The 25,625-nt window shown below is 39.4% G+C and carries 25 protein-coding genes, 1 riboswitch and 1 other annotated feature; of the genes, 16 read left to right on the top strand and 9 right to left on the bottom strand.

Annotated features, from left to right (window positions below; translation table 11 throughout):
* Nucleotide 1 precedes the first annotated feature (1 nt).
* Nucleotides 2–1,000, bottom strand: coding sequence for an ABC transporter substrate-binding protein (locus AC3WJG_RS08345; RefSeq protein WP_337133896.1), 999 nt, complete (start codon nt 998–1,000; stop codon nt 2–4).
* 172 nt (nt 1,001–1,172) lie between these two features.
* Between AC3WJG_RS08345 and AC3WJG_RS08340 the strand changes: the two genes are divergently transcribed.
* Both AC3WJG_RS08340 and AC3WJG_RS08335 read left to right on the top strand, forming a co-directional pair.
* A complete protein-coding gene (locus tag AC3WJG_RS08340; protein WP_098331536.1) occupies nt 1,173–1,955 on the top strand; it encodes an alpha/beta hydrolase family protein in 783 nt (260 codons plus the stop codon).
* Nucleotides 1,956–2,009: 54 nt separating this feature from the next.
* On the top strand, nt 2,010–2,252 hold the full coding sequence (locus tag AC3WJG_RS08335) for a DUF2584 domain-containing protein (RefSeq protein WP_028410471.1): 243 nt from the start codon (nt 2,010–2,012) through the stop codon (nt 2,250–2,252).
* A 34-nt stretch (nt 2,253–2,286) separates the two neighbouring features.
* Here the strand turns inward: AC3WJG_RS08335 and pckA are convergent, their stop codons facing one another.
* Nucleotides 2,287–3,876 carry a phosphoenolpyruvate carboxykinase (ATP) gene (gene pckA, locus AC3WJG_RS08330; protein ID WP_102813613.1) on the bottom strand — a complete coding sequence of 530 codons (1,590 nt, stop codon included), beginning with the start codon at nt 3,874–3,876 and terminating at the stop codon, nt 2,287–2,289.
* Nucleotides 3,877–4,250: 374 nt separating this feature from the next.
* Nucleotides 4,251–4,368, top strand: a riboswitch (SAM riboswitch).
* Between the two features lie 132 nt (nt 4,369–4,500).
* On the opposite strand from pckA, the gene metK reads away from it, so the two are divergent.
* Complete coding sequence (metK, locus tag AC3WJG_RS08325; protein ID WP_013059536.1) at nt 4,501–5,703, top strand: methionine adenosyltransferase; 1,203 nt, start codon at nt 4,501–4,503, stop codon at nt 5,701–5,703.
* Nucleotides 5,704–5,735: 32 nt separating this feature from the next.
* Here metK and AC3WJG_RS08320 read toward each other — a convergent pair whose 3' ends face one another.
* The 3 genes from AC3WJG_RS08320 to AC3WJG_RS08310 form a co-directional block, all read right to left on the bottom strand.
* Nucleotides 5,736–6,881, bottom strand: coding sequence for a glycosyltransferase family 4 protein (locus tag AC3WJG_RS08320; RefSeq protein WP_098249357.1), 1,146 nt, complete (start codon nt 6,879–6,881; stop codon nt 5,736–5,738).
* Nucleotides 6,882–6,899: 18 nt separating this feature from the next.
* On the bottom strand, nt 6,900–7,424 hold the full coding sequence (locus tag AC3WJG_RS08315) for a phosphatase PAP2 family protein (RefSeq protein ID WP_014457968.1): 525 nt from the start codon (nt 7,422–7,424) through the stop codon (nt 6,900–6,902).
* 191 nt (nt 7,425–7,615) lie between these two features.
* Nucleotides 7,616–8,143 carry a gamma carbonic anhydrase gene (locus tag AC3WJG_RS08310; RefSeq protein ID WP_014457969.1) on the bottom strand — a complete coding sequence of 176 codons (528 nt, stop codon included), beginning with the start codon at nt 8,141–8,143 and terminating at the stop codon, nt 7,616–7,618.
* A gap of 107 nt (nt 8,144–8,250) precedes the next feature.
* Here AC3WJG_RS08310 and AC3WJG_RS08305 point away from each other — a divergent pair, with 107 nt between their 5' ends.
* Nucleotides 8,251–9,027, top strand: a complete 777-nt coding sequence (locus AC3WJG_RS08305) for an alpha/beta fold hydrolase (RefSeq protein WP_013059532.1) — start codon at nt 8,251–8,253, stop codon at nt 9,025–9,027.
* Nucleotides 9,028–9,058: 31 nt separating this feature from the next.
* Nucleotides 9,059–10,117 (top strand): tetraprenyl-beta-curcumene synthase family protein, encoded by a 1,059-nt coding sequence (locus AC3WJG_RS08300; protein WP_492588111.1) that lies wholly within the window; start codon nt 9,059–9,061, stop codon nt 10,115–10,117.
* 12 nt (nt 10,118–10,129) lie between these two features.
* Here the strand turns inward: AC3WJG_RS08300 and mnmM are convergent, their stop codons facing one another.
* Both mnmM and mnmL read right to left on the bottom strand, forming a co-directional pair.
* Entirely contained in the window at nt 10,130–10,699 is a 570-nt protein-coding gene (gene mnmM, locus AC3WJG_RS08295) for a tRNA 5-(aminomethyl)-2-thiouridylate-methyltransferase MnmM (protein ID WP_028410475.1), read from the bottom strand.
* Nucleotides 10,696–11,658 carry a tRNA modification radical SAM protein MnmL/YtqA gene (gene mnmL, locus AC3WJG_RS08290; RefSeq protein ID WP_028410476.1) on the bottom strand — a complete coding sequence of 321 codons (963 nt, stop codon included), beginning with the start codon at nt 11,656–11,658 and terminating at the stop codon, nt 10,696–10,698. The genes mnmM and mnmL overlap by 4 nt, the downstream gene beginning before the upstream one ends.
* A 169-nt stretch (nt 11,659–11,827) precedes the next feature.
* Here mnmL and AC3WJG_RS08285 point away from each other — a divergent pair, with 169 nt between their 5' ends.
* The 8 genes from AC3WJG_RS08285 (at nt 11,828) to AC3WJG_RS08250 (ending at nt 19,455) form a co-directional block, all read left to right on the top strand.
* On the top strand, nt 11,828–12,091 hold the full coding sequence (locus AC3WJG_RS08285) for a YtzC family protein (protein WP_013059528.1): 264 nt from the start codon (nt 11,828–11,830) through the stop codon (nt 12,089–12,091).
* Between the two features lie 12 nt (nt 12,092–12,103).
* Entirely contained in the window at nt 12,104–12,259 is a 156-nt protein-coding gene (locus AC3WJG_RS08280; protein ID WP_028410477.1) for a hypothetical protein, read from the top strand.
* 158 nt (nt 12,260–12,417) lie between these two features.
* A complete protein-coding gene (locus AC3WJG_RS08275) occupies nt 12,418–13,605 on the top strand; it encodes an MDR family MFS transporter (RefSeq protein ID WP_028410478.1) in 1,188 nt (395 codons plus the stop codon).
* Between the two features lie 156 nt (nt 13,606–13,761).
* The gene (locus AC3WJG_RS08270; RefSeq protein WP_337133897.1) at nt 13,762–15,084 is read left to right on the top strand and encodes a GntP family permease; all 1,323 of its coding nucleotides are present in this window, start codon (nt 13,762–13,764) and stop codon (nt 15,082–15,084) included.
* Nucleotides 15,085–15,148: 64 nt separating this feature from the next.
* Nucleotides 15,149–15,340, top strand: coding sequence for a hypothetical protein (locus AC3WJG_RS08265; RefSeq protein ID WP_337133996.1), 192 nt, complete (start codon nt 15,149–15,151; stop codon nt 15,338–15,340).
* Between the two features lie 243 nt (nt 15,341–15,583).
* Nucleotides 15,584–15,802: a binding site (T-box leader), on the top strand.
* A 64-nt stretch (nt 15,803–15,866) separates the two neighbouring features.
* Nucleotides 15,867–18,281, top strand: a complete 2,415-nt coding sequence (gene leuS / locus AC3WJG_RS08260; RefSeq protein ID WP_028410481.1) for a leucine--tRNA ligase — start codon at nt 15,867–15,869, stop codon at nt 18,279–18,281.
* Nucleotides 18,282–18,520: 239 nt separating this feature from the next.
* A complete protein-coding gene (locus AC3WJG_RS08255; protein ID WP_028410482.1) occupies nt 18,521–18,832 on the top strand; it encodes a rhodanese-like domain-containing protein in 312 nt (103 codons plus the stop codon).
* 443 nt (nt 18,833–19,275) lie between these two features.
* Nucleotides 19,276–19,455, top strand: coding sequence for a sporulation protein Cse60 (locus AC3WJG_RS08250; RefSeq protein WP_013059521.1), 180 nt, complete (start codon nt 19,276–19,278; stop codon nt 19,453–19,455).
* Between the two features lie 4 nt (nt 19,456–19,459).
* On the opposite strand, the gene AC3WJG_RS08245 is transcribed toward AC3WJG_RS08250, so the two are convergent.
* Entirely contained in the window at nt 19,460–20,731 is a 1,272-nt protein-coding gene (locus AC3WJG_RS08245) for a BaiN/RdsA family NAD(P)/FAD-dependent oxidoreductase (protein WP_098249352.1), read from the bottom strand.
* A 210-nt stretch (nt 20,732–20,941) separates the two neighbouring features.
* On the opposite strand from AC3WJG_RS08245, the gene AC3WJG_RS08240 reads away from it, so the two are divergent.
* Together AC3WJG_RS08240 and AC3WJG_RS08235 are read left to right on the top strand one after the other, a co-directional pair.
* A complete protein-coding gene (locus tag AC3WJG_RS08240) occupies nt 20,942–22,585 on the top strand; it encodes a putative polysaccharide biosynthesis protein (protein WP_013085248.1) in 1,644 nt (547 codons plus the stop codon).
* A gap of 51 nt (nt 22,586–22,636) precedes the next feature.
* Complete coding sequence (locus AC3WJG_RS08235) at nt 22,637–23,353, top strand: pseudouridine synthase (protein ID WP_028410484.1); 717 nt, start codon at nt 22,637–22,639, stop codon at nt 23,351–23,353.
* 222 nt (nt 23,354–23,575) lie between these two features.
* Here AC3WJG_RS08235 and AC3WJG_RS08230 read toward each other — a convergent pair whose 3' ends face one another.
* Nucleotides 23,576–23,797, bottom strand: a complete 222-nt coding sequence (locus tag AC3WJG_RS08230; protein ID WP_013059517.1) for a DeoR family transcriptional regulator — start codon at nt 23,795–23,797, stop codon at nt 23,576–23,578.
* Between the two features lie 408 nt (nt 23,798–24,205).
* Between AC3WJG_RS08230 and pepV the strand changes: the two genes are divergently transcribed.
* Nucleotides 24,206–25,609: a dipeptidase PepV gene (gene pepV / locus AC3WJG_RS08225; protein ID WP_102813610.1), complete on the top strand. Its 1,404-nt coding sequence runs from the start codon at nt 24,206–24,208 to the stop codon at nt 25,607–25,609.
* Nucleotides 25,610–25,625: the final 16 nt, after the last annotated feature.

The following is a 25,625-nucleotide window of genomic DNA, read 5'->3' as shown; positions in this document are numbered from 1 at the left end:
ATTACTCACTCATTGCATCTTTTGCGAATTTTGTGTTGACTAGCTTGCTGTGATCGATGTGTCTTGGAAGTTCTCCAGATTCGTCCATGATTTTTTGTAAATGATCCCACTCTTTTTGATCTAATAAAGGGTTAGTTGCAAAGGATTTTTGGGATTTATAGCGGTCAATAACAGTTTTCAGCGTTTCTTTAGGTGTATCTTCAAAATACGGTGCAACCACTTCAGCAATTTCATCTGTGTTATGTGTATTTACCCATTTTTGTGCTTTGTAAATAGCTCGAGTAAATTTAGCTGCTGCTTCAGGGTTATCTGTTAAATAGCTTTCTTTGGCCATAAATGTTGTATAAGGAACTGTTCCTGATTCTTTTCCGAAGGAAGCAACGATATGTCCTTTTCCTTGTTTCTCTAAAATACTAGCCGTTGGCTCAAATAATTGAACGTAATCTCCAGTACCAGAAGCAAAAGCATTCGCAACGTTAGCAAAATCAATGTTTTGAATGAGTTTTACATCTTTTTTAGGATCAATATTATGCTGTTTCAACACATATTCTCCTACCATTTGCGGCATGCCGCCTTTGCGTTGACCAAGAAACGTTTTGCCTTTAAGCTGATCCCATGAGAAGTGATCGACTTTTTTACGTGCTACTAGAAATGTTCCGTCGGTTTGGGTTAGTTGTGCAAAGTTGATGACGGGATCACTAGACCCCTGTGCATATACGTAGATTGAAGTTTCCGAGCCGACTAAGGCTACGTCGATGCCGTCAGATAAAAGTGACGTCATTGTCTTATCTCCGCCCCACGTTGTTTTTAAATCCACCTTTAGTCCTTCTTCTTCAAAAAAGCCTTTTGAAATAGCGACGTACTGGGGAACATAAAAGATAGAGCGAGTTACTTCGCCGACACGAACCGTTTGTACAGATGTTGTTTTGCTGCAGCTAATTAGTGGAATGAGTAAAATCATAATAGCAAGCAAAGAAAAAAGCCATTTGATTTGTTTCATAAAGCAAACCTCCTTAAAAGAATAAAATATTTTATGATAATGTATGTAAGAAAGTAGAAGAAGGTGAGTGCCTATATAACTATGTGTAAAATCAAAGAAGTATTAGCCAACAATTGAAAGTACACCTTAGCGGGAGAAAGCAGGCTAGTTATATAAAGAATGGAGGAAAAAAATGAAAGATGGAACAATTCTTCATAAACAGCGTTTCCCATCATCAAACCCTCGTGTGGCGCTGTGGGTGATTACATATGCATGTCAAGGGCTTAAGATTAAAGGAATGCTCGCAGAGCCAAAAGAAAAAGGAATGTATGACGGCTTTTTATACTTAAGAGGAGGTATTAAGAACGTAGGAACGGTTCGTCCTGCTCGACTTATTCAATTTGCTTCTCAAGGTTTTATTGTGATGGCTCCGTTCTATAGGGGAAATCAAGGAGGCGAAGGAAACGAAGATTTTGCAGGAGATGATCGTTACGATGCTTTTGCTGCTTACGATTTACTGAAACAGCTCCCTAACGTCTACCGTGACCGCATTCATATTTTTGGGTTTTCAAGAGGGGGAGTGATGGCTTTACTCACAGCCATTGAAAAAAACGACAGCCGCTCTCTTGTGTTATGGGGAGGCGTCACGGATATGGTGCTGACATATGAAGAAAGAGAAGATTTAAGAAGAATGATGAAGCGGGTGATTGGAGGAACTCCTTCTAAATATCCTGAAAGATACGAATGGAGGACACCTTTGCACCGTGCTCATCTCGTCGAGCCGCCGGTCTTGCTTATTCATGGTTTAGAAGATAAAAACGTATCGATTGATCATTCCTATCAGCTCGAATCTAAACTAAAGAAGTCCAATAAAAAAGTTACCAGCTGGTATTTCGAAAACTTTCCACATGCTTTTCCACCAAAAGAAAACCGAGAAACGGTGAAGAAGTTAACGAAGTGGATGAAAGCGCAATAAAAGATATGCTACGATAGAGAAAACAAGTAGAATAACAGTGAGGAGTGAGAAAAAATGGGGATGCCGCTAGAATTAAATACAATGATTGTGACAAAAGGCAACGAAAAGCGTGTAACGGATAACATTTTTCAAATTGAGAAAAAAGGATATCGCTTGTATCCGTTAGATATTCCATTAAACATTCACAAAACGAAAACTGGAGAATGTATTGGAACTGCTATTGTGCGTAAGGTAGAAATGGAACAGGAAAAAACCATTGTCACATATGAACTGACAAAATTACATTCGACTAATTAAAAAACCGATCGTCTCTAAGACGATCGGTTTTTTATTAGACCCTAGGTCCGCCTAATGTTGAAATGTCAGATGCTACATCATTAAAACGCTTGAAATTAGCTTTGAATTTAGCAGCAAGCTCAGTTGCTTTTTGATTATAAGCTGTTGCATCGTTCCATGCTTTAGAAGGCTGAAGCACTTCATCAGGAACTCCCGGAACATGAGTTGGAATTGATAAACCAAAAATAGCGTCTGTTACTGTTTCGGTATTAGCTAGTTCTCCTTCAAGGGCTGCTTGAACCATAGCTCGAGTGTAACTTAACTTCATTCGTTCTCCCACGCCGTATTCACCGCCGGTCCATCCAGTATTTACAAGGTAGACATTTACATTATGTTCATCGATTTTCTTTCCTAGCATTTCTGCATAAGTTGTTGGAGCAAGAGGTAAGAAAGGCTCACCAAAGCATGTAGAGAAAGTAGCCTGTGGCGATGTTACGCCGCGCTCTGTTCCAGCTAACTTACTAGTGTATCCGCTCAGAAAATGGTACATCGCTTGTTCTTTTGTAAGCTTGCTGATTGGAGGCAAGACGCCAAAAGCATCGGCAGTTAAAAAGACAATAGCTGTAGGGTGCCCGGCAACGCTTGGTAATACTGTATTATCAATAGAGTCAATTGAATAAGCGGCACGAGTATTCTCTGTTAAACTATTATCATTATAATCTGCTACTTTCGTATTTTGATTTAACACTACATTTTCCAGTACGGCGCCGAAGCGAATTGCATTGAAAATTTGCGGTTCTTTTTCTTCGGAAAGCTGAATGCACTTCGCGTAGCATCCTCCTTCAATATTAAATACACCAGAGCTTGACCAACCGTGCTCGTCATCTCCGATTAAACGACGGTTTGCATCAGCAGAAAGCGTTGTTTTACCCGTTCCAGATAAACCAAAGAATAATGCAACGTCACCTTCTTCTCCTACGTTAGCAGAACAGTGCATGGATAGAATATTGTTTTGAGGAAGCAAGAAGTTCATCACTGAGAAAATAGATTTTTTCATTTCACCAGCGTATTCAGTTCCTCCAATTAGCACAATACGTCGCTCTAACGAAAGAATAATGAAGGTTTCAGAGTTCGTCCCGTCTGTTTCAGGATCAGCTTTGAACGTTGGAGCTGCTACAATTGTAAACGGCTTCACATCATCATTTGTTTTGTGTTCGGCTGAAGGGCGAATGAATAACTGCTGAGCGAATAGGTTGTGCCATGCAAATTCATTAACTACTTGAATTGGTAACTGATACTTTTTATCAGCTCCAGCATATCCATTAAAAACAAAAAGTTCATCCTGCTTCTTTAAGTGAGTTAAGACTTTTTTGTATAGCGCATCGAATCGCTGAGCAGAAATTGGCTGATTGACAGGTCCCCATTCAACCGTTTTTGAAGACACAGCATCGCTTACAATAAATTTATCTAAAGGAGAGCGACCTGTATATTTTCCGGTTTCGACTGACACAGCACCTGTAGAAGTCAGCGTTCCTTCGCGTCGAGCTAGAATTTTTTCAACAAGTTGTGGAACAGATAATTGGTGTTTTGTTGTTTTTAATTGAAGCAAACCATTTAATTCGATAGACATATCAACAGTACTCATGTGCACTACCTTCCTTTTTTAGCTATTATTTATTCATTAATGTTTGAAATTTATAATTAGTATAACACATTTATTTAATTATTCTATACTATTTAACTAAAAATGTTTGTGTATTATAAAAAAATGTACGTTATACCTATTTTAGACACATGTATATGTGCTAGAAGCGAAAAAAGTGAAGCTGTTTTAAGTAAAAGCCTCATTTTGATCTGTCTTATTAACCAAACTTAGTGATAATTCTTAATAAGATGTACTATTTCAGAATTTGAGTATGTTACATTAAAACAGATTCAAACATAAAGAGATGATTTCCATTTGAATGTTGTTGACAGTGAAGCGCTTTTTCATGTATTATATGTCCTTGAACGGATACTCTCTTATCCCGAGCTGGTGGAGGGACAGGCCCTATGAAACCCAGCAACCATCGTCATTTTTTTGTGTAGACGATAAGGTGCTAACCTGATGCAAGGGCACAACCTTGATCGATAAGAGTGAAAGGCTTATGTAGAATTTGATACCTTTCCTCGATACAAGGAAAGGTTTTTTTATATTTTTTAACGTGTAATGAAAATAAGGGAATGAGTACCGTATCACAATGTATCGTATTTATAAGGAGGAAAACTGATGTCAACACAACGTCGTCTGTTCACGTCAGAATCTGTTACAGAGGGACATCCCGATAAAATTTGTGACCAAATTTCTGACTCAATTCTTGATGCTATCCTAGCAAAGGATCCAAATGCTCGTGTTGCTTGTGAAACAAGCGTAACAACTGGTTTAGTTTTAGTAAGTGGTGAAATTACAACTTCTACTTACGTGGATATTCCTAAAACAGTTCGTGAAACAATTAAAGGAATTGGCTATACTCGTGCAAAATACGGATTTGATGCTGAAACTTGTGCAGTATTAACATCTATCGACGAGCAGTCAGCTGATATCGCTGCTGGTGTAGACCAAGCGTTAGAAGCACGTGAAGGTCAAATGTCAGATGAAGAAATCGAAGCAATCGGAGCTGGAGACCAAGGGTTAATGTTTGGTTATGCATGTAACGAAACAAAAGAATTAATGCCTCTTCCAATTTCATTAGCTCATAAACTTGCTCGCCGTCTAACAGAAGTACGTAAAGAAGAAATTCTTCCTTACCTTCGCCCGGATGGTAAAACACAAGTAACAGTTGAATATGATGAAAACAACAAACCTGTTCGCATCGATACAATTGTTATTTCAACTCAGCATCACCCAGAAGTAACGTTAGAGCAAATTCAACGTAACTTAAAAGAATATGTTATTAATCCAGTTGTTCCAAACGAGTTAATTGATGAAAATACAAAGTATTTCATTAACCCAACAGGACGTTTCGTAATCGGCGGTCCTCAAGGAGATGCTGGTTTAACTGGTCGTAAAATTATCGTTGATACTTACGGCGGATATGCTCGTCACGGCGGCGGTGCATTCTCTGGTAAGGACGCAACAAAAGTAGACCGTTCAGCAGCTTATGCAGCTCGTTATGTTGCGAAAAACATTGTAGCAGCTGATCTTGCTGATAAATGTGAAGTACAACTAGCATATGCAATTGGTGTTGCACAACCAGTATCTATTTCAATTGATACATTCGGTACAGGAAAAGTTTCTGAAGAAGTACTAGTAGACGTAGTACGCAAAAACTTTGACCTACGTCCAGCAGGCATCATTAAAATGCTTGATTTACGTCGCCCAATTTATAAGCAAACAGCAGCTTACGGCCACTTTGGTCGTACGGATGTGGAGCTTCCTTGGGAGTTCACAGACAAAGCGGAAGCATTAAAAACTCAAGCTTTAGCTAAATAATAAAAAAATCTCCGTGAAAACGGAGATTTTTTTTATGCCCATTGAATACCTGCAGCAGATTTTTCTACGACACCTTCATATTCTGAAAGCAAATGCTGAAAAATGGCGTCCCATGATTGAGTAAGAGCGTATTGCCTCGCTGCATGGCCAAAGTGAAGCCGCTGATGCAAATCATCGAGTAAATCTGTAATAGCCGAACTGAATTCTTCTAAGGAGTGAGGTTTGCAAAGGTAGCCGTTTCGCCCGTGTTGAACCATCTGTTTAACTCCTCCTGCATTTGCTGCCACTACAGGAGTTCCAGAAGCAAGAGACTCCAGTACAACATTTCCGAAGGTTTCTGTTTCTGAAGGAAAAACAAACAAATCAGATGATGAATAGATATGAGCAAGTTGCTTACCTTCAAGGAAGCCTGTAAATGTCATATGCTCAGATGCTTGCTGCTGCATTTGTTCTTTTAAAGGGCCGTCTCCTACAATAACCCAGTGAATTTGATGCCGGATATGATCCGGTAGAGATCGTGCGATTTTTATTAAAAAATCAGCGTTCTTTTCTTTAGCTAATCTTCCTACATACGTTAAAATGTAGGGCTTTTTAATATTATATTTAATACGAATATCAAAGCGGTCATAGTGGGGATGAAATAATTTATGATTTACTCCTCGCGACCAAATAGCTACGTTGTGAAACCCTTGTTCTTCTAGCTGCTGTTTGGTCACTTCAGAGGGAGCGAATATTTTTTGTACAGGTTTATAAAACCATTTCATATATTTTTGCAGTGGTACACGCATTTTTTCAAGTTCATAGTGAGATAAATAATCATCAAAATTGGTATGATAAGAGCCGACAAGAGGAACACCTAATCTTTTCCCGTAATAGGAGCCGCAAAGCCCCATTGTAAAAGGAGTGGCCAAATGAATAATAGAAGGATTGAATTCCTGCAGCTGCTTTTTAATTTTTAGAACATTTGGCAATGAAAAGCGGCTGTTTGGATAAAGAAAAAACGGCATGCTGGGCGAACGGTGAACATACGTTGAAAATGACTGATCATGAGCAAATTCAGGAGCAAATACCTGGATGGGAATTTGCTTTGATTTGACGTACTGAGTAAATTGATAAAGTGTTTTAGCAGCTCCGTTAACTTCTGGAGCAAATGTATCCGTAAATAAAGCAATTCTCATTAGTACTCCTCCTATCAATTAAGTTAAAAATATGTTCAGTGAAACAGCACCTGAAAAGATGCCCAGTATCAGGCCTACCATGACATCCGTCGGATAGTGCAGACCGAGATAAATTCTTGAAATCCCTACCGTTACTGCAAGAGGCAAAAGAACAGCAGCGAAGGCTGGATAAACAATCATAAGAGGGGTAACCAACGAAAAAATAGCTGTTGTATGCCCAGATGGAAATGAATGATCTTTTAATGGATTTTCTAATACTTTTGTATGTTTTAATTGAATATAAGGTCGTTTTCTCGGATATAGTTTTTTAGCAATGGCCACAGGAATATGACTAACGGCTAGAGAAAACGCACAAGCGTAAGCGACGGATGAAGGATGCAGAAATAACAGCAAGCACGCTATCACAATGGTAAACGTGGCTCCGCCGGCGTGAGTGAGTAAACGTAAAAATCTATTTAAGTGCTTTCGATCAAAATGTTGGTTTACGCTTTTGAATAATCGGCATTCGGCATCGTATACATACTGAATTAACTTGGCTTTCATAGAGTCGCTCCCTTTTCAATAAATACGTCTTTATTATTCAGTTTAATCTTTAATTGTGGAGGCAGTACTAAAACGATGTAAATTAATATGGAAATTTCTTTACAATTGTGGAGAGAATAGAACATGATTGGAGAGTTTGTGGAGATACTAAAAAAATTCCCTCAGTATGACTTTCTGAGGGAACGTTTCCTTTATAATGAAGAATCAGATTTCTTAATAGACTTATAATACTGCCCTTTTTCTACATATTCTGTACGAATGCGCTGCATATCTTTTAAATCCTCTTCTGTAAGAGTTCGGATCACTTTAGCAGGTCGGCCGAGTGCGAGAGTATTAGGCGGTATTTTTTTACCGGGAGGCACTAAGCTTCCAGCACCTATAAAAGCACCTTCACCAATTTCCGCACCGTCTAAAATAATAGAACCCATGCCAATGAGCGCGCGTTTGCGGATGATGGAGCTATGTAAAATAACTTGATGTCCTACTGTTACATCATCCTCAATAAGCAAAGGAGCATTTGGGCTTTGATGGAGTGTTGATTGATCTTGTATATTTACTCGTTTACCAATAATCGTAGGTGAAACATCTCCCCTAATAACAGTGTTAAACCAAATGCTGCTTTCTTCACCAATGGTGACATCTCCAGTAATCGTGACATAGTCTGCGATGAAGCAGCTGGGTGCAATGGTAGGCATTTTTTCTTTATACGGATAAATCATCAAATCATCTCCCTTTATTAGTTGAAAAAAAGTAGTAAATCTTCTAATGTAAGTGTACAAAGGTTTTTTAAGCAGGTAAACAAAAAAAGGAAGAAGGAGTAACTCAAATGCATAAATGGGAAGCAGTAAATCCAAAAGGCGTTATTGTCATGGTCCATGGAGCAGCGGAGCATCACGGACGCTATCGCTGGCTGATTGAGATGTGGCGTTCGGTTGGAATGCACGTAATTATGGGAGACCTTCCTGGCCAAGGCTTAACAACAAGAAGAAGAGGACATATCCTATCCTTTGATGAATATGTGTATGAAGTGGAAGAATGGGTACGTGAAGCGCAAAAATATGATTTGCCTATTTTCCTGTTAGGTCACAGTATGGGAGGACTAGCGGTTATTCGTACGCTCCAGACAAAAAACCTCCCTATATGGGGTGCGATTCTTTCCTCTCCTTGTTTAGGATTAAAAGAGCAAGTACCGGCTTATTTAGATATGCTATCTAAAGGGTTAAATAAAGTCATGCCGAACAAACTTTTCGATTTAGGTCTCACTGTTGAAAAAGCAACAAGAAACCAAGAAGTTCGAGATGAAGATGAAAATGACTCACTGTATGTTACAAAAGTTTCTGTAAGATGGTACCGGGAATTGATCCAAGCTGTCAACTTAGCTTTTAAAGATATCGATCGTTTGCCTGATGTCCCGCTTCTTGTGATGCAGGCAGGAGAAGATAAAATTATTGAAAAGCTGATTGTTAGGCAGTGGTTTGATGAAATAGAGCTAAGTGAAAAAATCTACAAAGAATGGTCTCAGCTGTATCACGAAATCTTTAATGAGCCTGAAAGAGAATACGTTTTTACATATGCGAAAAGTTTTGTCGATCTTCACATTTAATAAGTGCGGTAAGAAATTGAGGTGAAAATAAATGAAGATTCCGTCTCATCCTATTTCATTAATGAGAAAAATTTATCGAGAAGTGTTTCCTGTCGTTCATCATGAGCTTAATCATTGGCGTGAACGAGCAAAAGAGATTCCTAATAAAGAATTGCGTACTCAAGCATTGGCAAGTATCGATACAAAAACTTTTCATTGTGAAGGAGGCGGTATCCTATCGATTTTAGCGAAAGAAAACATGATTGAATGCGTGAAATTTATTGTTGCCTATCAAACAATCAGCGATTACTTAGATAACTTATGTGACCGCAGCAATTCGCTAGACCCTAAAGATTTTGCCGCCTTGCATGAATCGATGCCAGATGCGTTGACTCCTCATGCACCTCTTGGAGATTACTATCGTTTTCGAGCGGATAAAGACGACGGAGGATACTTAGCCGGACTTGTCCAGACTTGTCAGCAGTCCTTGCGAAAAGCTTGTAATTACCATATAGTCTCTTCACATTTATTAGAACTAGCTAATTATTATTGTGATTTGCAAATACATAAGCATGTTGAAATCAAGGAAAGAGTTCCACGATTAGAGAATTGGTTCGATGCTCACCGGCACAGTGTTCCTGAAATGGAGTGGTATGAATTTTCAGCGTGCTCTGGTTCAACGTTAGGAATTTTTTGTTTAGTTGCCTATAGCTTTCAAGAAGAGATGACTGAAGAAATGACGCGGAAAATAAAAGCAGGATATTTTCCTTATATTCAAGGCTTACATATTTTACTCGATTATTTAATTGACCAAGAAGAAGATAAAGCAGGAGGAGATTTGAACTTTTGTTTTTATTATCCTCATTATCAGCAAATGATGGATCGCTTTTTGCATTTTATCGTAAAAGCGGACGAATATGCTAAAAAACTGCCCGATTATCACTTTCACTGCTTTATCTATAAAGGACTCTTGGGCGTTTATTTGTCGGATCAAAAAGTGCGGGCACAAAAACATGTTCATGTGAATGCACGTAGGTTAATAAAAGCGGGGGGAGCCCTCAGCTACTTTTTCTATATCAACGGACGCTTGTACCGAATGTTAAAAAGATAAGCCATATACGGCTTATCTTTTTTCAATAGCAATGATGAAGGGAGGGTTGTTTTGCTGATTCATGAAACGATATTGTAAAACGTGAACGTCTTTTTGATCAAGATTTTGGACATATGTTAGTAAATCGTCTCTTTCTTGTTTCCCTTGTTCGTGTCCATGATAAATAACGAGCACAATCACTCCTTCAGGTGCTAGCAAATCAAGTAACTGCTCAATTGCAGAGATTGTTGTTTCAGAAGTGGTGACAATGTCTTTATCTCCACCTGGTAAATAACCTAAATTAAAGACAGCGCCCGTGACTCGTCCTTTAATAGAACGAGGAAGCATGTTTATATTGCTGTGGCTTTCTTGGATAAGTGTTACTCTGTTTTCTACATGGTGTTCGGTCAATCGCTGCTGAGTTGCTTGAATAGCTTGAGGTTGAATATCAAATCCATATACATGACCTGTATCTCCGACTAAGTTAGCTAAGAACAATGTATCATGTCCATTTCCTGCTGTGGCATCAATCGCGACATCTCCTTCGGCCACAGCATTAGTGAGCAATGTGCGGGCAAAAGGCAGGATACGTTCTATTTTCATCTTTCCATCAACTCTTTTTCGTAATATTTTCCTTGATAGCTTTGGCGACGTTGGAGCTCTTGGTCAATGGCATTTAATACGCTCCACTTATTTACGCTCCACATCGGTCCAACCATGAGGTCTATCGGTCCATCGCCTGTAATACGATGAACAATCATCTCAGGAGGGATTACTTCGAGCTGATCGCATACAAGCTTTACGTATTCTTCAAATGAAAGAAATTCAACAAGGCCCTTTTCATACTGTTTGACCATAGGAGTTCCTTTTAGTAAATGAAGCAGATGAATCTTAATTCCTTGAACGTCTAATTTTGCTACTTCACGTACGGTTTTCATCATCATATCAGGTGTTTCTAAAGGCAAACCATTAATGATGTGAGAACAAACGCGAATACCGTGTTTTCGAAGCTTTGCTACCCCATCTACATAGCATTGATGATCGTGTGCCCGGTTAATAAGCAGTGAAGTTCGTTCATGAACAGTTTGCAGTCCAAGTTCTACCCATAGATAAGTTCGTTCATTTAATTCAGCCAAGTATTCCACCACATCGTCGGGGAGACAGTCAGGGCGCGTGGCGATAGAAAGCCCAACAACTCCGGGAAGCTTTAAGACGGCTTCATATTTTTCACGAAGCTCCTCGACAGGAGCATGAGTATTAGTAAATGCTTGAAAGTAAGCAACGTATTTTCCGTCTTTCCATTTATGATGCATTTTTTTACGGATTTCATTAAATTGTGTCACGAGGTCATCCGCTCTGTTTCCGGCAAAATCCCCTGAGCCGGCAGCGCTGCAAAACGTACAGCCGCCGTGAGCTACCGTGCCGTCTCTGTTTGGACAATCAAATCCTCCATCTAAGGCTACTTTAAATACCTTATGGCCAAAGTGGTTACGTAAGTGGTAATTCCAGGTGTGATAACGTTTGTTTTCAGATTTATACGGAAATGGGTTTGTCTGACTCAAATCAGCAACCTCCTTTTTACATGCAATATACATCAACAAATTGTATCAAAAACGTGAAAAAGTGCCAAACAAATTTAAGGATGCTTATATTTAACAGGTTCTTCTTGTCGTAAAGGGAAGTAAAGTTGCGCAAAATAAGACAGAAATGAACGAATAGGAGGAATAGAGAATGACAACTCGTCAAGCAGTGGATCAACTTATGCAACAGTGTGAAGATGCTATTCGCTTTGGACAAGGTCAGTTGCAGGAAGGCATGAAGCAAGAACATTATAACGACACTGAATATACAAAAGCACAGGAAAAATTAGAAAATGCTTATAAAGAAATTGAAGAGTTTTCTCACAGTGCAAATGCACAGCAAAGAGAGCAGCTATATCGCATGCGCCTGCAAGTTCAGCAGCTGCAAAATAAATTGATCACAACTCAGCATTAAGGAGAGGATTTTATGGCAACGCGTTCAAATCAAAATAATCCGGAACAAAAAACAAAAAACGGGATCAACAGCAATGACATTGAGCTAGGAAAAGATTTTGATCCGGTAAAAGAATTAAAAGCACGAAACAGCAAGCGTGCACAGCCGGTTCGTTCGAAGCGAAAATAAGCGATAAAAAGGTGGTTTTGCATGATATTGTCATGTGAAATCACCTTTTTAAATAGTCAGCGAATTTCAAATAAATTGTCTATATGTAAAAGCATTGCGAACCCTTTAAGAAAAGACTAGAATGTACGTTGGCATTCGAATAGATAGGGGGGAGATCAATGCCCAAATCACTTTGGTTTTTGATTATTGGTATGCTTGTAAACGTAACGGGAGCTTCATTTTTATGGCCTCTCAATACAATTTATATAAATGAACATTTAGGAAAGTCGTTATCCGTCGCAGGAGTGGTTCTTATGCTGAATTCTGCGGCAAGCGTAGTAGGAAATTTGCTTGGAGGAACGCTTTTTGACAAAATCGGAGGATATAAATCCATTTTATCAGGAATTATTATTACTCTTATTGCATTAGTGGGACTCGTGTTTTTCCATGGTTGGCCTACATACGTTGTTCTCTTGGTTGTTGTAGGGTTTGGATCTGGTATTGTGTTTCCGTCTATGTATGCAATGGCAGGGTCCGTTTGGCCACAAGGCGGAAGAAAAGCATTTAATGCGATGTACGTTGCTCAAAATGCAGGAGTAGCTATTGGCGCCGCGGTAGGGGGCATTGTAGCGTCTTATTCATTTACGTATATTTTCTTAGCTAATACAATTTTATACGTTATTTTTCTGCTTATTGCTATTTTTTCATATCGTCATATTTCGGTTACCGTTGGACAAACGAATGTCCTTAATGAAGCAGGGAGCATTGGGCATAAAACGAAGCTGACTGCTCTTCTTATTTTATGTACGGGGTATGTCTTATGCTGGGTGGCGTATGTTCAGTGGCAAACAACGATTGCTACGCATACGCGTGAGCTGAATATACCTCTTTCTAGCTACAGTTTGCTTTGGACGATTAACGGGATTTTAATTGTAGTCGGTCAGCCTTTGATTGTACCCATCATTCAAAAAGTAGCAAAAACATTAAAAGTACAGGTCCTAATTGGAACGGTTATTTTTGTGGCTTCTTTTGTTATCGTGGTGAATGCTACAACATTTCCGCAGTTCTTAACAGCAATGATTGTGTTAACAATTGGAGAAATGTTCGTTTGGCCAGCCATTCCGGCTGTTGCAAGTCAGTTGGCTCCATCTGGAAAAGAAGGATTTTATCAAGGTGTAGTTAACAGCATGGCTACTGCAGGTAAAATGATTGGTCCTCTCTTTGGAGGCGTTATTTTCGATGCGTTTAATATGTCTACGCTGTGCTATTTATTAATTGCTCTATTGTTATTCAGCATGTGTACAACATGGATATACGATTATAAATTAAAAGAAAAACGTCAGCGTCCATTAACCATCTCTAAATAAATAGAGATGGTTTTATTTTTGATGGCTTAATAAACGTAGGAATGTCTTCAGTATTCCTTTAATAATATAGTAAGGGTCGTGACAAGCAAAGGAAGGAGTATATACCTGTAAAAATGTAAGCGTTTTCTAATTATATGACTTCATGGGGGGCTAAACATGCTTAGTATGATTGGATTAATTGGAGGATTATTGCTGCTCATTGTATTAACGATGAGAGGCATGAATTTATTTATAGCAGGTCCGCTCAGTGCTTTAGTTGTTGCGTTAACAAGCGGAATGCCTTTATTTCCACAGCTGGTGAAAGAAGGAGAAGTAAATTTTGTTGGAAATTACATGTCTGGTTTCACAGGATTTATTGCTTCTTGGTATTTAATGTTTCTATTGGGCGCCGTCTTTGGAAAAGTGATGGAAGACAGCGGGGCTGCTGATAGTGTTTCTCGCTGGATTGTCAGTAAACTAGGAATGAAAAGAGCAGTGTTGGCGATTGTACTTGCCTGTGCGGTCTTAACATACGGAGGAGTCAGTCTGTTTGTAGTAGCATTCTCTGTCTATCCAATGGCTTTGAGCTTATTCAAACAAGCCGATTTGCCGAGGCGGTTTATTCCTGCTGCTTTAGCATTTGGTTCGGTTACGTTTACGATGACCTCGGCTGGGTCGCCTGAAATCCAAAACTGGATTCCAATTGAATATTTGAAGACTAGTCCGTATGCAGGATGGGAAGTTAGTTTAGTTGTAGCAGTAGTGATGGCTGTATTCGGCTACTGGTGGTTAAAGCGCTTGATTTCAAAAGCAGTTAAAAATGGAGAGCGTTTTATATCACGCGAGAAAGATCCAGCAGTAACGGAAAATCAGTCTCTTCCTAATCCTTTATTAAGTTTGCTTCCGCTTGTGGTCGTGCTCATTATTTCTTTTGCACTTCATAAGCCACTTCAGCAATCTGCGCTGATTGTCGCACTTTTAAGCGGGATCATTGTCACTTATATTGTGAACCGAAAGCATTTTAAAGGATTTTGGAATGCGGCTTCAGAAGGAACGCTGGGTGCGTTAATTGCTATTGGGAATACAGCCGCTGTCGTAGGTTTTGGAGGAGTTGCTAAGGCTGTTCCCGCGTTTGGAGTGGCTGTAGATGCCATGACGCATATTCCAGGAAGTCCGTTGATCGGAGGAGCTATTGCCGTGAGCGTTATCGCGGGGATGACAGGTTCTGCTTCAGGAGGTCAGGCGATTGCTTTGCCAATTTTAGCACCTCATTATCTAGATGCTGGCGTAAATCCAGAAGCTCTCCATCGCGTAGTCGCTATTTCCTCTGGAGTACTAGATTCCTTACCTCATAATGGTTATGTCGTAACAACCATTAATTCTATTTGCGGAGAAACTCATAAAGATGCGTATGGATCAGTTGCAGCAATGACGGTGATTGTGCCGCTTGTTGGTCTTGTACTTGCGATCATCCTGTTTTCTTTTGGATTTGGCATTTAATAATAGCAGCTAAAGAAAGCAGGGACTGGGATAAAAGTATTTTAGTTGAAGGAAGATCCGAACGATGAATCGTTCGGATCTTTTCATGTTTATGGTGAACGTAGATTTCATTTGTTTAGGTGCTTCTAGCTGCGGAGTGGAGGGCAAGACAAAGACTCCTGAAATAGGTGAGACCCCGCATGAGTGTAAGCAACGAGGAGGCTCATCGGCTGCCAGCGGAAAGAGAAGTCTTGCACGGAGATCAACAGCGGTGTAACCAAGAGATTCATACTAGCGCATTTATTCTATTTGTTCGTCTTTAAATTGGATTGATTCAATTATGTCTCAATCCCTTTTTTGTTTGGCCGTTGATGTATGTTTTTGGGAGAAGTTGTTCATATATAAGAATGAAAGAGAGGATTTAGCAACAAAGCAGTGCTGCATTGCAGAAACTTTTACAAAATCCCTTGAACAACTTGCAGTTTACGAACATATTATTTACAATACAAGGTAGTATGATGTAAAAACTATGAAAAGGAATAGTAGTGAACGAAGCGAGCTAAGAGAGCTGACGGGTGGTGCGAGTCAGCAAACGAGCGTTCATGAACTCACCTTGGAGTTGTAAATGTGAAGTAAAGTAACATTTGCCGTCTATCCGCGTTAAGGAAAATGAGTGAGTACATAATTGTGCTAATTTGGGTGGTACCGCGGGAAGTTTATTCAACCTCTCGTCCCTTTGTTTGAGGGATGAGGGGTTTTTTAGTTTAATTAAATACAGCTGGAGCGTACAAGGAGGATTATGTATGGCTTTTAATCATGAAAAGATCGAACAAAAATGGCAAAAAGTTTGGGAAGAAAATAAAACATTTAAAACAACAGAAGATGAAGGAAAGCGTAAATTTTACGCATTAGATATGTTCCCTTATCCATCTGGCGCTGGTTTACACGTTGGGCATCCAGAAGGTTATACAGCAACGGATATTTTATCTCGTATGAAGCGTATGCAAGGATACAATGTACTTCATCCGATGGGATGGGATGCATTCGGATTACCTGCTGAACAGTATGCATTAGATACAGGAAACGACCCGGCTGAATTCACTGAACTTAACATTAATAATTTCCGTCGTCAAATCAAATCATTAGGTTTCTCTTACGATTGGGAGCGAGAAATTAATACAACTGATCCAAACTACTACAAATGGACGCAGTGGATTTTCTTACAGCTATATAAAAACGGCTTAGCTTATGTGGATGAAGTAGCTGTTAACTGGTGTCCTGCTCTAGGAACAGTACTTGCAAACGAAGAAGTTATTGACGGCAAAAGTGAGCGTGGGGGACATCCGGTTGAGCGTCGTCCAATGAAGCAGTGGATGCTTAAAATCACAGCTTATGCAGATCGTTTACTAGAAGATTTAGATGAGCTTGATTGGCCAGAAAGTATTAAAGAAATGCAGCGCAACTGGATTGGCCGCTCTGAAGGAGCTCACGTGCACTTCACAATCGATGGATACGAGGACACATTTACTGTGTTTACAACGCGTCCTGACACGCTATTTGGGGCAACGTATGCCGTTTTAGCACCTGAACATCCGTTTGTAGAAAAAATTACAACAGCCGAACAAAAAGAAGCGGTAGAAGCGTATTTAGATCAAATTAAAAGCAAAAGCGATTTAGAACGTACAGACTTAGCTAAAGACAAAACTGGCGTATTCACTGGTGCTTATGCAATTAACCCTGTAAACGGCGAGAGAATGCCAATTTGGATTGCTGACTATGTTCTAATGAGCTATGGCACCGGTGCAATTATGGCTGTTCCGGCTCACGATGAGCGTGATTATGAATTTGCGGTTAAATTTGAACTGCCGATTAAAGAAGTGGTAGCCGGCGGAGACGTTTCAAAAGAAGCTTATACAGGCGACGGCGAGCACGTTAATTCAGACTTCTTAAATGGTTTAGATAAAGAAGAAGCAATTTCAAATATGATTCAGTGGCTTCAAGCAAATGAAAAAGGTGAAAAACAAGTAACATACCGTCTGCGTGACTGGTTATTCAGCCGTCAGCGCTACTGGGGTGAACCAATTCCTGTTATTCACTGGGAAGATGGCACAACAACGGCAGTTCCTGAAGATCAGCTTCCGCTTGTGTTACCAAAAACGACTGAAATCAAACCGTCAGGCACAGGTGAATCTCCGTTAGCAAACATTGATGACTGGGTGAACGTTGTAGATCCGGAAACAGGCAAAAAAGGGCGCCGAGAAACAAATACAATGCCTCAATGGGCAGGCAGCTGCTGGTATTACTTACGCTACATTGATCCAACAAACAGTGAAGCGTTAGCAGATGCAGATAAATTAAAAGAATGGTTGCCGGTTGATATTTATATCGGTGGAGCTGAACACGCTGTTCTTCACTTATTATATGCTCGTTTCTGGCATAAGTTTTTATATGATATCGGCGTAGTTCCAACAAAAGAGCCGTTCCAAAAACTGTTTAACCAAGGTATGATTCTTGGAGAAAACAACGAAAAAATGAGTAAGTCAAAAGGTAACGTTGTAAACCCAGACGAAATCGTAGAAAGCCACGGTGCAGATACGCTTCGCCTTTACGAAATGTTTATGGGACCTTTAGATGCATCAATCGCTTGGTCAACAAAAGGGCTTGATGGTGCACGCCGTTTCTTAGATCGTGTATGGCGCTTACTTGTTGACGATAACGGTGAATTAAGCAGCAAGGTTCAAGAAAGCAATGACACTACGCTTGAACGCGTGTATCACCAAACGGTGAAAAAAGTAACGGAAGATTACGAAGGCCTCCGTTTTAATACAGGTATCTCTCAGCTTATGGTATTCATCAATGATGCATACAAAGTTGACGTGCTGCCAAAGCAATACGTAGAAGGATTTGTGAAGCTATTAGCACCAATTTGTCCTCATACGACTGAGGAATTATGGAGCAAACTAGGTCACGAAGATACAATTTCGTATGAGGCTTGGCCTGCGTTTGACGAAGCGAAACTTGTAGATGATGAAGTGGAAATTGTCGTTCAAATTAACGGTAAAGTACGTGCAAAAGTTAATGTACCTGCTGAGGCATCTCGTGAAGAGCTTCAAGATATTGCAATGGCTAATGAAGATGTTCAAGAGTTCATTGAAGGTAAGACAGTGCGCAAAGTGATTGCTGTGCCTGGTAAATTAGTAAACATCGTAGCTAATTAAGTATTGGTGTAGAAAAGAACCCCTGACTAAAGAGCAGTCAGGGGTTCTCTTCTAGACCGAAGCGCCTGATGTCCGCCTTTCGGGTTTGACATCAGACGCTTAGTCAAACCTTTAACTACGATTGGAAAAGCTCAGGCAGGCTGCTGCTTAAGCTTTTCTTATTTAGTGGCATAAAGGTATTTGAATTTGCTACAATAGCGATAGCAAGCTGAATGAAAGAATAGAGAGGAATGACGAAGATGGAAGAAGTAAAAGTAATTACGCCTGAGGAACTTCAAAAACGCGTTGAAAATGGAGAAGAACTTCATTTAGTTGATGTGCGTGAAGATGAAGAAGTAGCAGAAGGAATGATTCCAACTGCTAAACATATTCGTATGAATGATATTCCAGCTAGTGTGGATCATTTCGATAAAGACAAAGAATATATTTTCATTTGCCGTTCGGGCCGCCGCAGTGAAAACGTATGTTACTACCTTCAAGAACAAGGATATAAAGTAACAAATATGGTTGGCGGTATGTTAGAGTGGGAAGGAAAAACGGTTAATAAATAAAAAAGAGGCTGGGACAAAAGTATCTTAGCTGAAGTGAAAAATGAACCATTGATCAACATGTTTGATTAGTGGTTCATTTTTTTTGTTATGGTGAACATAGGTTTTATTTGTTTCGTTCCTTCTAGCAGTTGATGGGAGGGTAAGGCCAAGACTCCTGGGGAAAGCGAAGTCTTGCAAGGAAATCGACTCCCCTGTTACAAGCGGTTCAGCTCATGTATCCCATTTGTTCGCCTTTAGATTGGATTCATTTCGTTCCTCTTTTTTGAATGAAACTTCTTCCATCCGACTAAAATGATAGCAAGAAAACAAATGATGACTAAATCTATAAAAGCCCTCATAAAAATAGAAGTAGTAAGAGATTGAAAATCCGTACAAAAACCATCATCAAGAGAAACAGTCCATTCTGATTGAAACAAATTTGATAGGACAAGGTGGTAGAAGCTGTGATACAAGTGAAAATGTTTGATAAAGAGCATGAAAAAGATTTAGAATTTGCGGTGAATCGATTTTTACGGAAATTAGAGGATGAAGACGTCGTTGATATTAAATACCAGGTGACAGTGGATGTTGATCGTGATGAGCAGGTGTACTGTTTTTCAGCCATGGTTATGTATAAAGCCTAGCATATTATGCTAGGCTTGTTGCAAATTCTCCTGCATTACTCCCAGCCAAACGGCCTGTTACAAGAGCGGAAGTGATATTGTATCCTCCAGTGTATCCATGGATATCAAGAATTTCCCCGCAGAAGTAAAGGCCTTGCATAAATTTCGAAGACATTTCTTTTGGGTGAATTTCTTTAACAGATACGCCGCCTCCTGTGACGAATGCTTTTTCTAAAGAAAGCGTGCCGTTTACAGCAAATTCAAATCGTTTGCACAGTTTTGCAAATTCTCTCAGTTTCTCATGCTGAAGCTGTCCTGCTAGCGCTTGGCTATCAATGCCTGCCTGCTCGAGTAAAAACAATAGATAGCGTTCAGATACAAAACCTTTTAAGACATTTTTAATTGCTTTTTTCGGCTCTTCTTTTGTTGTTTTGACTAATTGCTGAAAAATATCTTCTTCGTTTTGGCTAGGAAATAAATCAAGAGACATTTGAACAGTGTTGCTTTTTTGTTTCTTTAACTCTTTAACAACATATTGGCTGCAGCGAAGAGCGGCAGGGCCAGAGATGCCAAAGTGAGTGAAAATCATATCCATTTGATGAGTAATGACAGGCTTGCCTTTTTTATTTAGCACGCTTAGTCCTACATTGCGAAGCGATAGACCTTGAAGCGTTTTGGTTTTAACAAAGTGTTCGCTAGATGTAATAGGAACTTCTGTTGGGTAAAGCTCAGTAATTTTATGCCCCGCATCTTTTGCCCATTGATAACCGTCTCCTGTCGAACCTGTATGAGGTACTGATTTTCCACCTACTGCAATCACAACGCTTTTCGTTTGGATTGCTTCCCCGTTTTGAAGCACAACTTCTTTCACGGTGTTGTTCTCATAGTTTACGCGTTTAACGGCTGTGTTTGTGCGAATCGTCACACGAAGACGGTGAAGTTCGCTAATTAATGCGTCAACAACAGATTGCGCTTTATTGCTGACCGGAAACATACGTCCGTGATCTTCTTCTTTTAATTTAATTCCAAGGCCTTCAAAATAAGAGATGATATCTTCGTTATTAAAAACAGAAAACGCACTGTATAAAAAGCGGCCGTTTCCTGGAATGTGTTTAATAAGTTCATCAATGGGAAGACGGTTTGTCACATTACAGCGTCCGCCTCCAGAAATGGCAAGCTTTCGTCCAAGTTTATTGCCTTTATCAATTAATAATACGTTTGCACCTGACTCACCAGCTGCAATCGATGCCATCAAACCAGAAGGTCCTCCTCCGATTACGACTACATCATATATCATACTTTCACCAACCTGTCTATTCTTAAAAAATTTTAGTTTGTTCACTGACAAATCTCTCAACATTGGATAAAATGGGCTATAGTCTTTGTTTTTTAGTTTGTTGACGAGTGCGAGTGAGTATAAGACCTTTCTTAGTGTATACTGTCACTTGCTTCTTTTCAATTCTATCATTATTATCAGTATGTAACATTAAGTATCGGAGGCAAACGTATGTCTGATTCAAAATTGTTAAGAGGGACCTTTGTGCTGACGCTTGGCACCTATGTATCCCGAATCTTGGGAATGATTTATTTATTTCCATTTGCGATCCTTGTTGGAACCGTAGGGGGAGCACTGTTTGGTTACGGATATAACCAATATGCTATTTATTTAAGTATTGCTACAGCCGGTATGCCAATGGCCGTATCGAAATTTGTATCAAAATATAATGCACTCGGTGATTACTATACGAGTAGAAGAATGTACCGGGCCGGCATGAAATTAATGCTTGTCACAGGAATACTTGCATTTTTACTTTTATATTCGTTAGCTCCTGTTATGTCTAGAATTACACTGGGAGGTTCTGATTTAAATAACTCCTTAGAAGATGTAGTAATGGTTATGCGAATGGTTAGTGTTGCGTTAATTGTAGTACCGATGATGAGTTTAATGCGAGGATTTTTCCAAGGTCACCAGTCTATGGGACCAACAGCTGTTTCACAAGTAGTTGAACAGCTTGTGCGGGTTGTCTTTTTATTGGCATCTACCTATATCGTCATCAAAGTTGTCCATGGAAGTCTTGCATTAGCCGTTGGATTTGCTACGATGGGGGCTTTTGTAGGGGCTCTTGCTGGACTGGCTGTATTAATTTGGTACTGGAAAAAACGAAAGCCTTATCTTGATAAAATGGTGAACGAGCAGACGGTAACGCCTACGCGTATTTCTACCGTATCCATTTTTAAAGAGCTGCTTACGTATTCATTGCCATATGTCTTTGTCAGCTTGGCTATTCCGCTTTATCAGTATGTGGACCAATTCACATTTAACCGTGCAATGGTAGCGGCTGGACAAAAAGAAATAGCAGAGTCAATGAACGGAATTGTTCAGTCTTATGTTCCAAAGCTTGTGATGATTCCCGTTTCATTAGCTACGGCGTTCGGTTTGACTCTTGTACCAACGATTACACGTTCCTTTGTGAATAAAGATTATAACGTACTGCAAAAGCAAATTGATCAAACATATCAAACGATTATGTTTCTTGTACTGCCAGCATCTGTAGGATTAATGGCTTTAGCTGGCCCAGCCTATACGTTTTTCTTTGGAACAGATGCATCGGATGCGGGTGGAAATGTCTTACTTTACTATGCACCGGTAGCTTTATTGTTCTCATTTTTTACGGTTAATGGAGCTATTTTACAAGGAATCAACAAACAAAAATATGCTGTTTTAAGTCTATTATTTGGATTGATTGTGAAGATTGTCGTGAACGTTCCATTTATTCTTATGTTCCACGAGATTGGTTCAGTTTTAGCGACAGCACTAGGCTATATCGTATCTCTTGTTTATATGTTTGCGCTTATTCAAAAACACGCAAAATATAACTACAGTGAGTTTATAAAACGATCTGTGCTTATTCTCATTTTTGTTGCGATTATGGGAATCAGCGTAAAAATTGTTGCAGCAGTGATTGGTCTGTTTACAACGCCAGGACGATTCTCTGCCACTGTTATTACGATTATAGGAGCAGCAGTAGGCGGCCTTATTTACTTTATTATTACCTATCGTTCAAGCCTGCTTGAAAAAGTAATGGGAGCGAGGGTAACAGGTGCAATTGAAAGAAAGATACTGCGCCGAAATAAACAGCGCAGTGCCTAAGAAGATGACTCGTTAGAGTCATCTTCTTTTCAAAAAAGAGGAGGATATTACATGCGTTTGGATAAATTGCTTTCTACCATTGGGTACGGAAGCCGAAAAGAAGTTAAAGGTCTTTTAAAGACTGGAGCTGTTAAGGTAGACGGTACAGCAGTTAAAGATGCTAAGGTCCACGTTAATCCAGATGAACAAGAAATAACTGTGCATGGCGAAGCCGTTTCTTACCGAGAATTTGTTTACTTTATGCTTCATAAGCCGCAAGGCGTCATATCAGCAACAGAAGATTCTCTTCATGAAACAGTTTTGGACTTGCTTGAACTTGACGATGCTGTGTATGACCCATTTCCGGTAGGGCGTTTAGATAAAGATACAGAAGGGCTCTTGCTGCTGACGAATGACGGTCAGCTTGCACATCAGCTTCTATCTCCTAAAAAGCACGTTCCTAAAACGTATTTTGCAAAAATTAATGCACCGGTGACTGAAGAAGATGCTGAAGCATTTAGACAAGGTGTCACTCTTGATGATGGATATGTAACAAAATCAGCAGAGTTAAAGATACTAACAAGCGGTGTGGAATCAGAAATTGAATTAACGATCGTTGAAGGGAAATTTCATCAAGTGAAGCGTATGTTTGAAGCAAGAGGAAAAAAAGTAACGTATTTAAAACGTTTATCTATGGGAGCTTTGCTATTAGACGAGTCGTTAGATTTAGGAGAGTATAGGGAGTTAACGGAAGAGGAACTAGCTTTATTGCAAAAATCAAATGCCTAAGAAGAGGCGAAAGAAAAAGGAACCTAAGTCTAAAATGGTTCCTTTTTTTGTCCACTTTGTCAGACAAGTGAAACATTTCACGTTAAAGCACTTAAACGAGTACCAACTCTGCTTGACGTGCAAATGGAGCGGGGGACTATGCACTCGTCCAAGTCTTGACTTTCTACTGCGTAGAATTTTATCTCTATATATAAATCACTTACTACCCTTGAAATAAACTTACTAGGATGACATCTTGACCTTCTTTTGCGTAGTCGTCCATGTACCGCGACTTGGGCTGCGAACTAAATCATTATATGCTAACACATTCAAGTCACGCTGAATGGTTCTTGGTGTAATACCAAATTCGTCTACGAGCTCTTGCGTTGTAACTGTTCCATTTTTACAAATGAACATATAGACCGATTTGATACGAGTTAGCATTCGATTAGTTGAAGGTTTCAAAAAACCACTTCCTTATTCGTTTTTCGTAAGGCACAACTTCTTTATAACTCTGAGATGTCAAGCACTATTTCAGTCCTTATCCTTATTGTACACAAAATCGACAGAAAAATAAAAGAGAAAACGCAAATTAACACAATATTTACAAAAAATGATATAAATATGTAATCCTTTCGTAACATCTCCTTCCTCTATTTGCACATTTTTTATAGTATATGTAAACAATAAACAAATAGAATCCGTTTTTATCGATTGTGCCTACAATTTATTTCCCGGAATTTTGACTCTGTAAACCTTTGATATGAAAGGAAAGAGACAATTATTTCTTTCTATATAAAGGTATGATAAAGTTAAATTTACCAATAGTAATGATAGATACAATCTGTAAAAGCAGGAAAAGGAGACAAACAGATGACGGCAATTAATTGGAAAGAGGAAGTTCAAAAAAGAGAAGCTGAAATTCTAGCTGAGACGCAGCGTTTTCTACAAATTAAAAGTGTTTTGACAAGCACAGAAAAACAAGAAGAGCCATTTGGACCTGGAATTGCTCAAGCGCTTGACTTTCTTTTAAATAAAGGAAAAAATGACGGGTTTTCCGTTAAGAACGTAGACGGATATGCAGGTCATATTGAAGCAGGAGAAGGGAAAGACCTTCTTGGCATTCTTTGTCACGTAGACGTTGTTCCTGAAGGAGACGGGTGGTCGGTTGATCCATACGGCGGTGAAATAAAAGACGGGAAAATTTTTGCTAGAGGAGCAATCGATGACAAAGGCCCGACGATGGCTGCTTATTATGCGATGAAAATTGTGAAAGATTTAGGGCTTCCTCTATCTAAACGGGTTCGAATGATCATTGGAACGGATGAAGAAAGTGACTGGAGATGTGTGGATCACTACTTCAACCATGAAGAGATGCCAACGATGGGATTTGCGCCGGATGCGGATTTTCCTATCATTTTTGCTGAAAAAGGCATTACAGACGTAGAAATTCGCCAGCAGCCAATTGAAGGAACAAAGGGAAGTGTTCAGCTTACATCATTTGTCTCTGGGCGACGCTACAATATGGTTCCTGATCTTGCAACAGCTGTTCTTGAATTCCATAGTGAAACGGATATTAAAAATAAATATGATCAATTTTTAAAAGATCAGTCTGTAAAAGGTTCAATAACAGAAAAGAGCGGTGTATACACACTTACTTTAGAAGGCGTTTCAGCACATGGCAGTGTGCCTGATAAAGGGAAAAATGCTGGACTTACGCTTCTTCGCTTTTTACACACATTAGAACTTGATGAACAAGCTAATCAGTTTGTAGGTTATGCAAATGCGTATTTAGTCCAAGATGCACTAGGAGAAAAAATGGGCTTAAATCGCAAAGATGAGGTCACGGGTGATTTAACAATAAATGTTGGAATCATGTCTTACAATCAAGAAGAAGCGGGGCATTTTGGTTTAAACATTCGCTATCCTGTATCAGCTCATATTGACGACATTATTGATACGATTAAAGAAAAAAGTGAATCTTATCAAATGACCATCAAACATTTTACAGATTCTAAACCACATCACGTCGATCAAAAACATGAGCTTATTCAAACGCTTCAAAAGGTTTACCAAGAACAAACAAATGAAGAACCTACACTTATTTCAATTGGAGGAGGAACGTATGCCAGAGCATTAGAAGCGGGTGTGGCATTTGGACCTCTTTTCCCAGGCCGTGAAGAAGTAGCGCACGAAAAAGACGAGTACATGGTAATTGAAGATTTATTTCGTGCAACAGCTATTTATGCACAGGCTATTTACGAATTAGCTAAATAAAAAAAGCGAACGCCTT

The organism is Priestia sp. FW507-14D1A (assembly GCF_058781295.1).
Note: the sequence above shows the minus strand (reverse complement) of the source record. Positions and strands in the feature narration are given on the sequence as shown.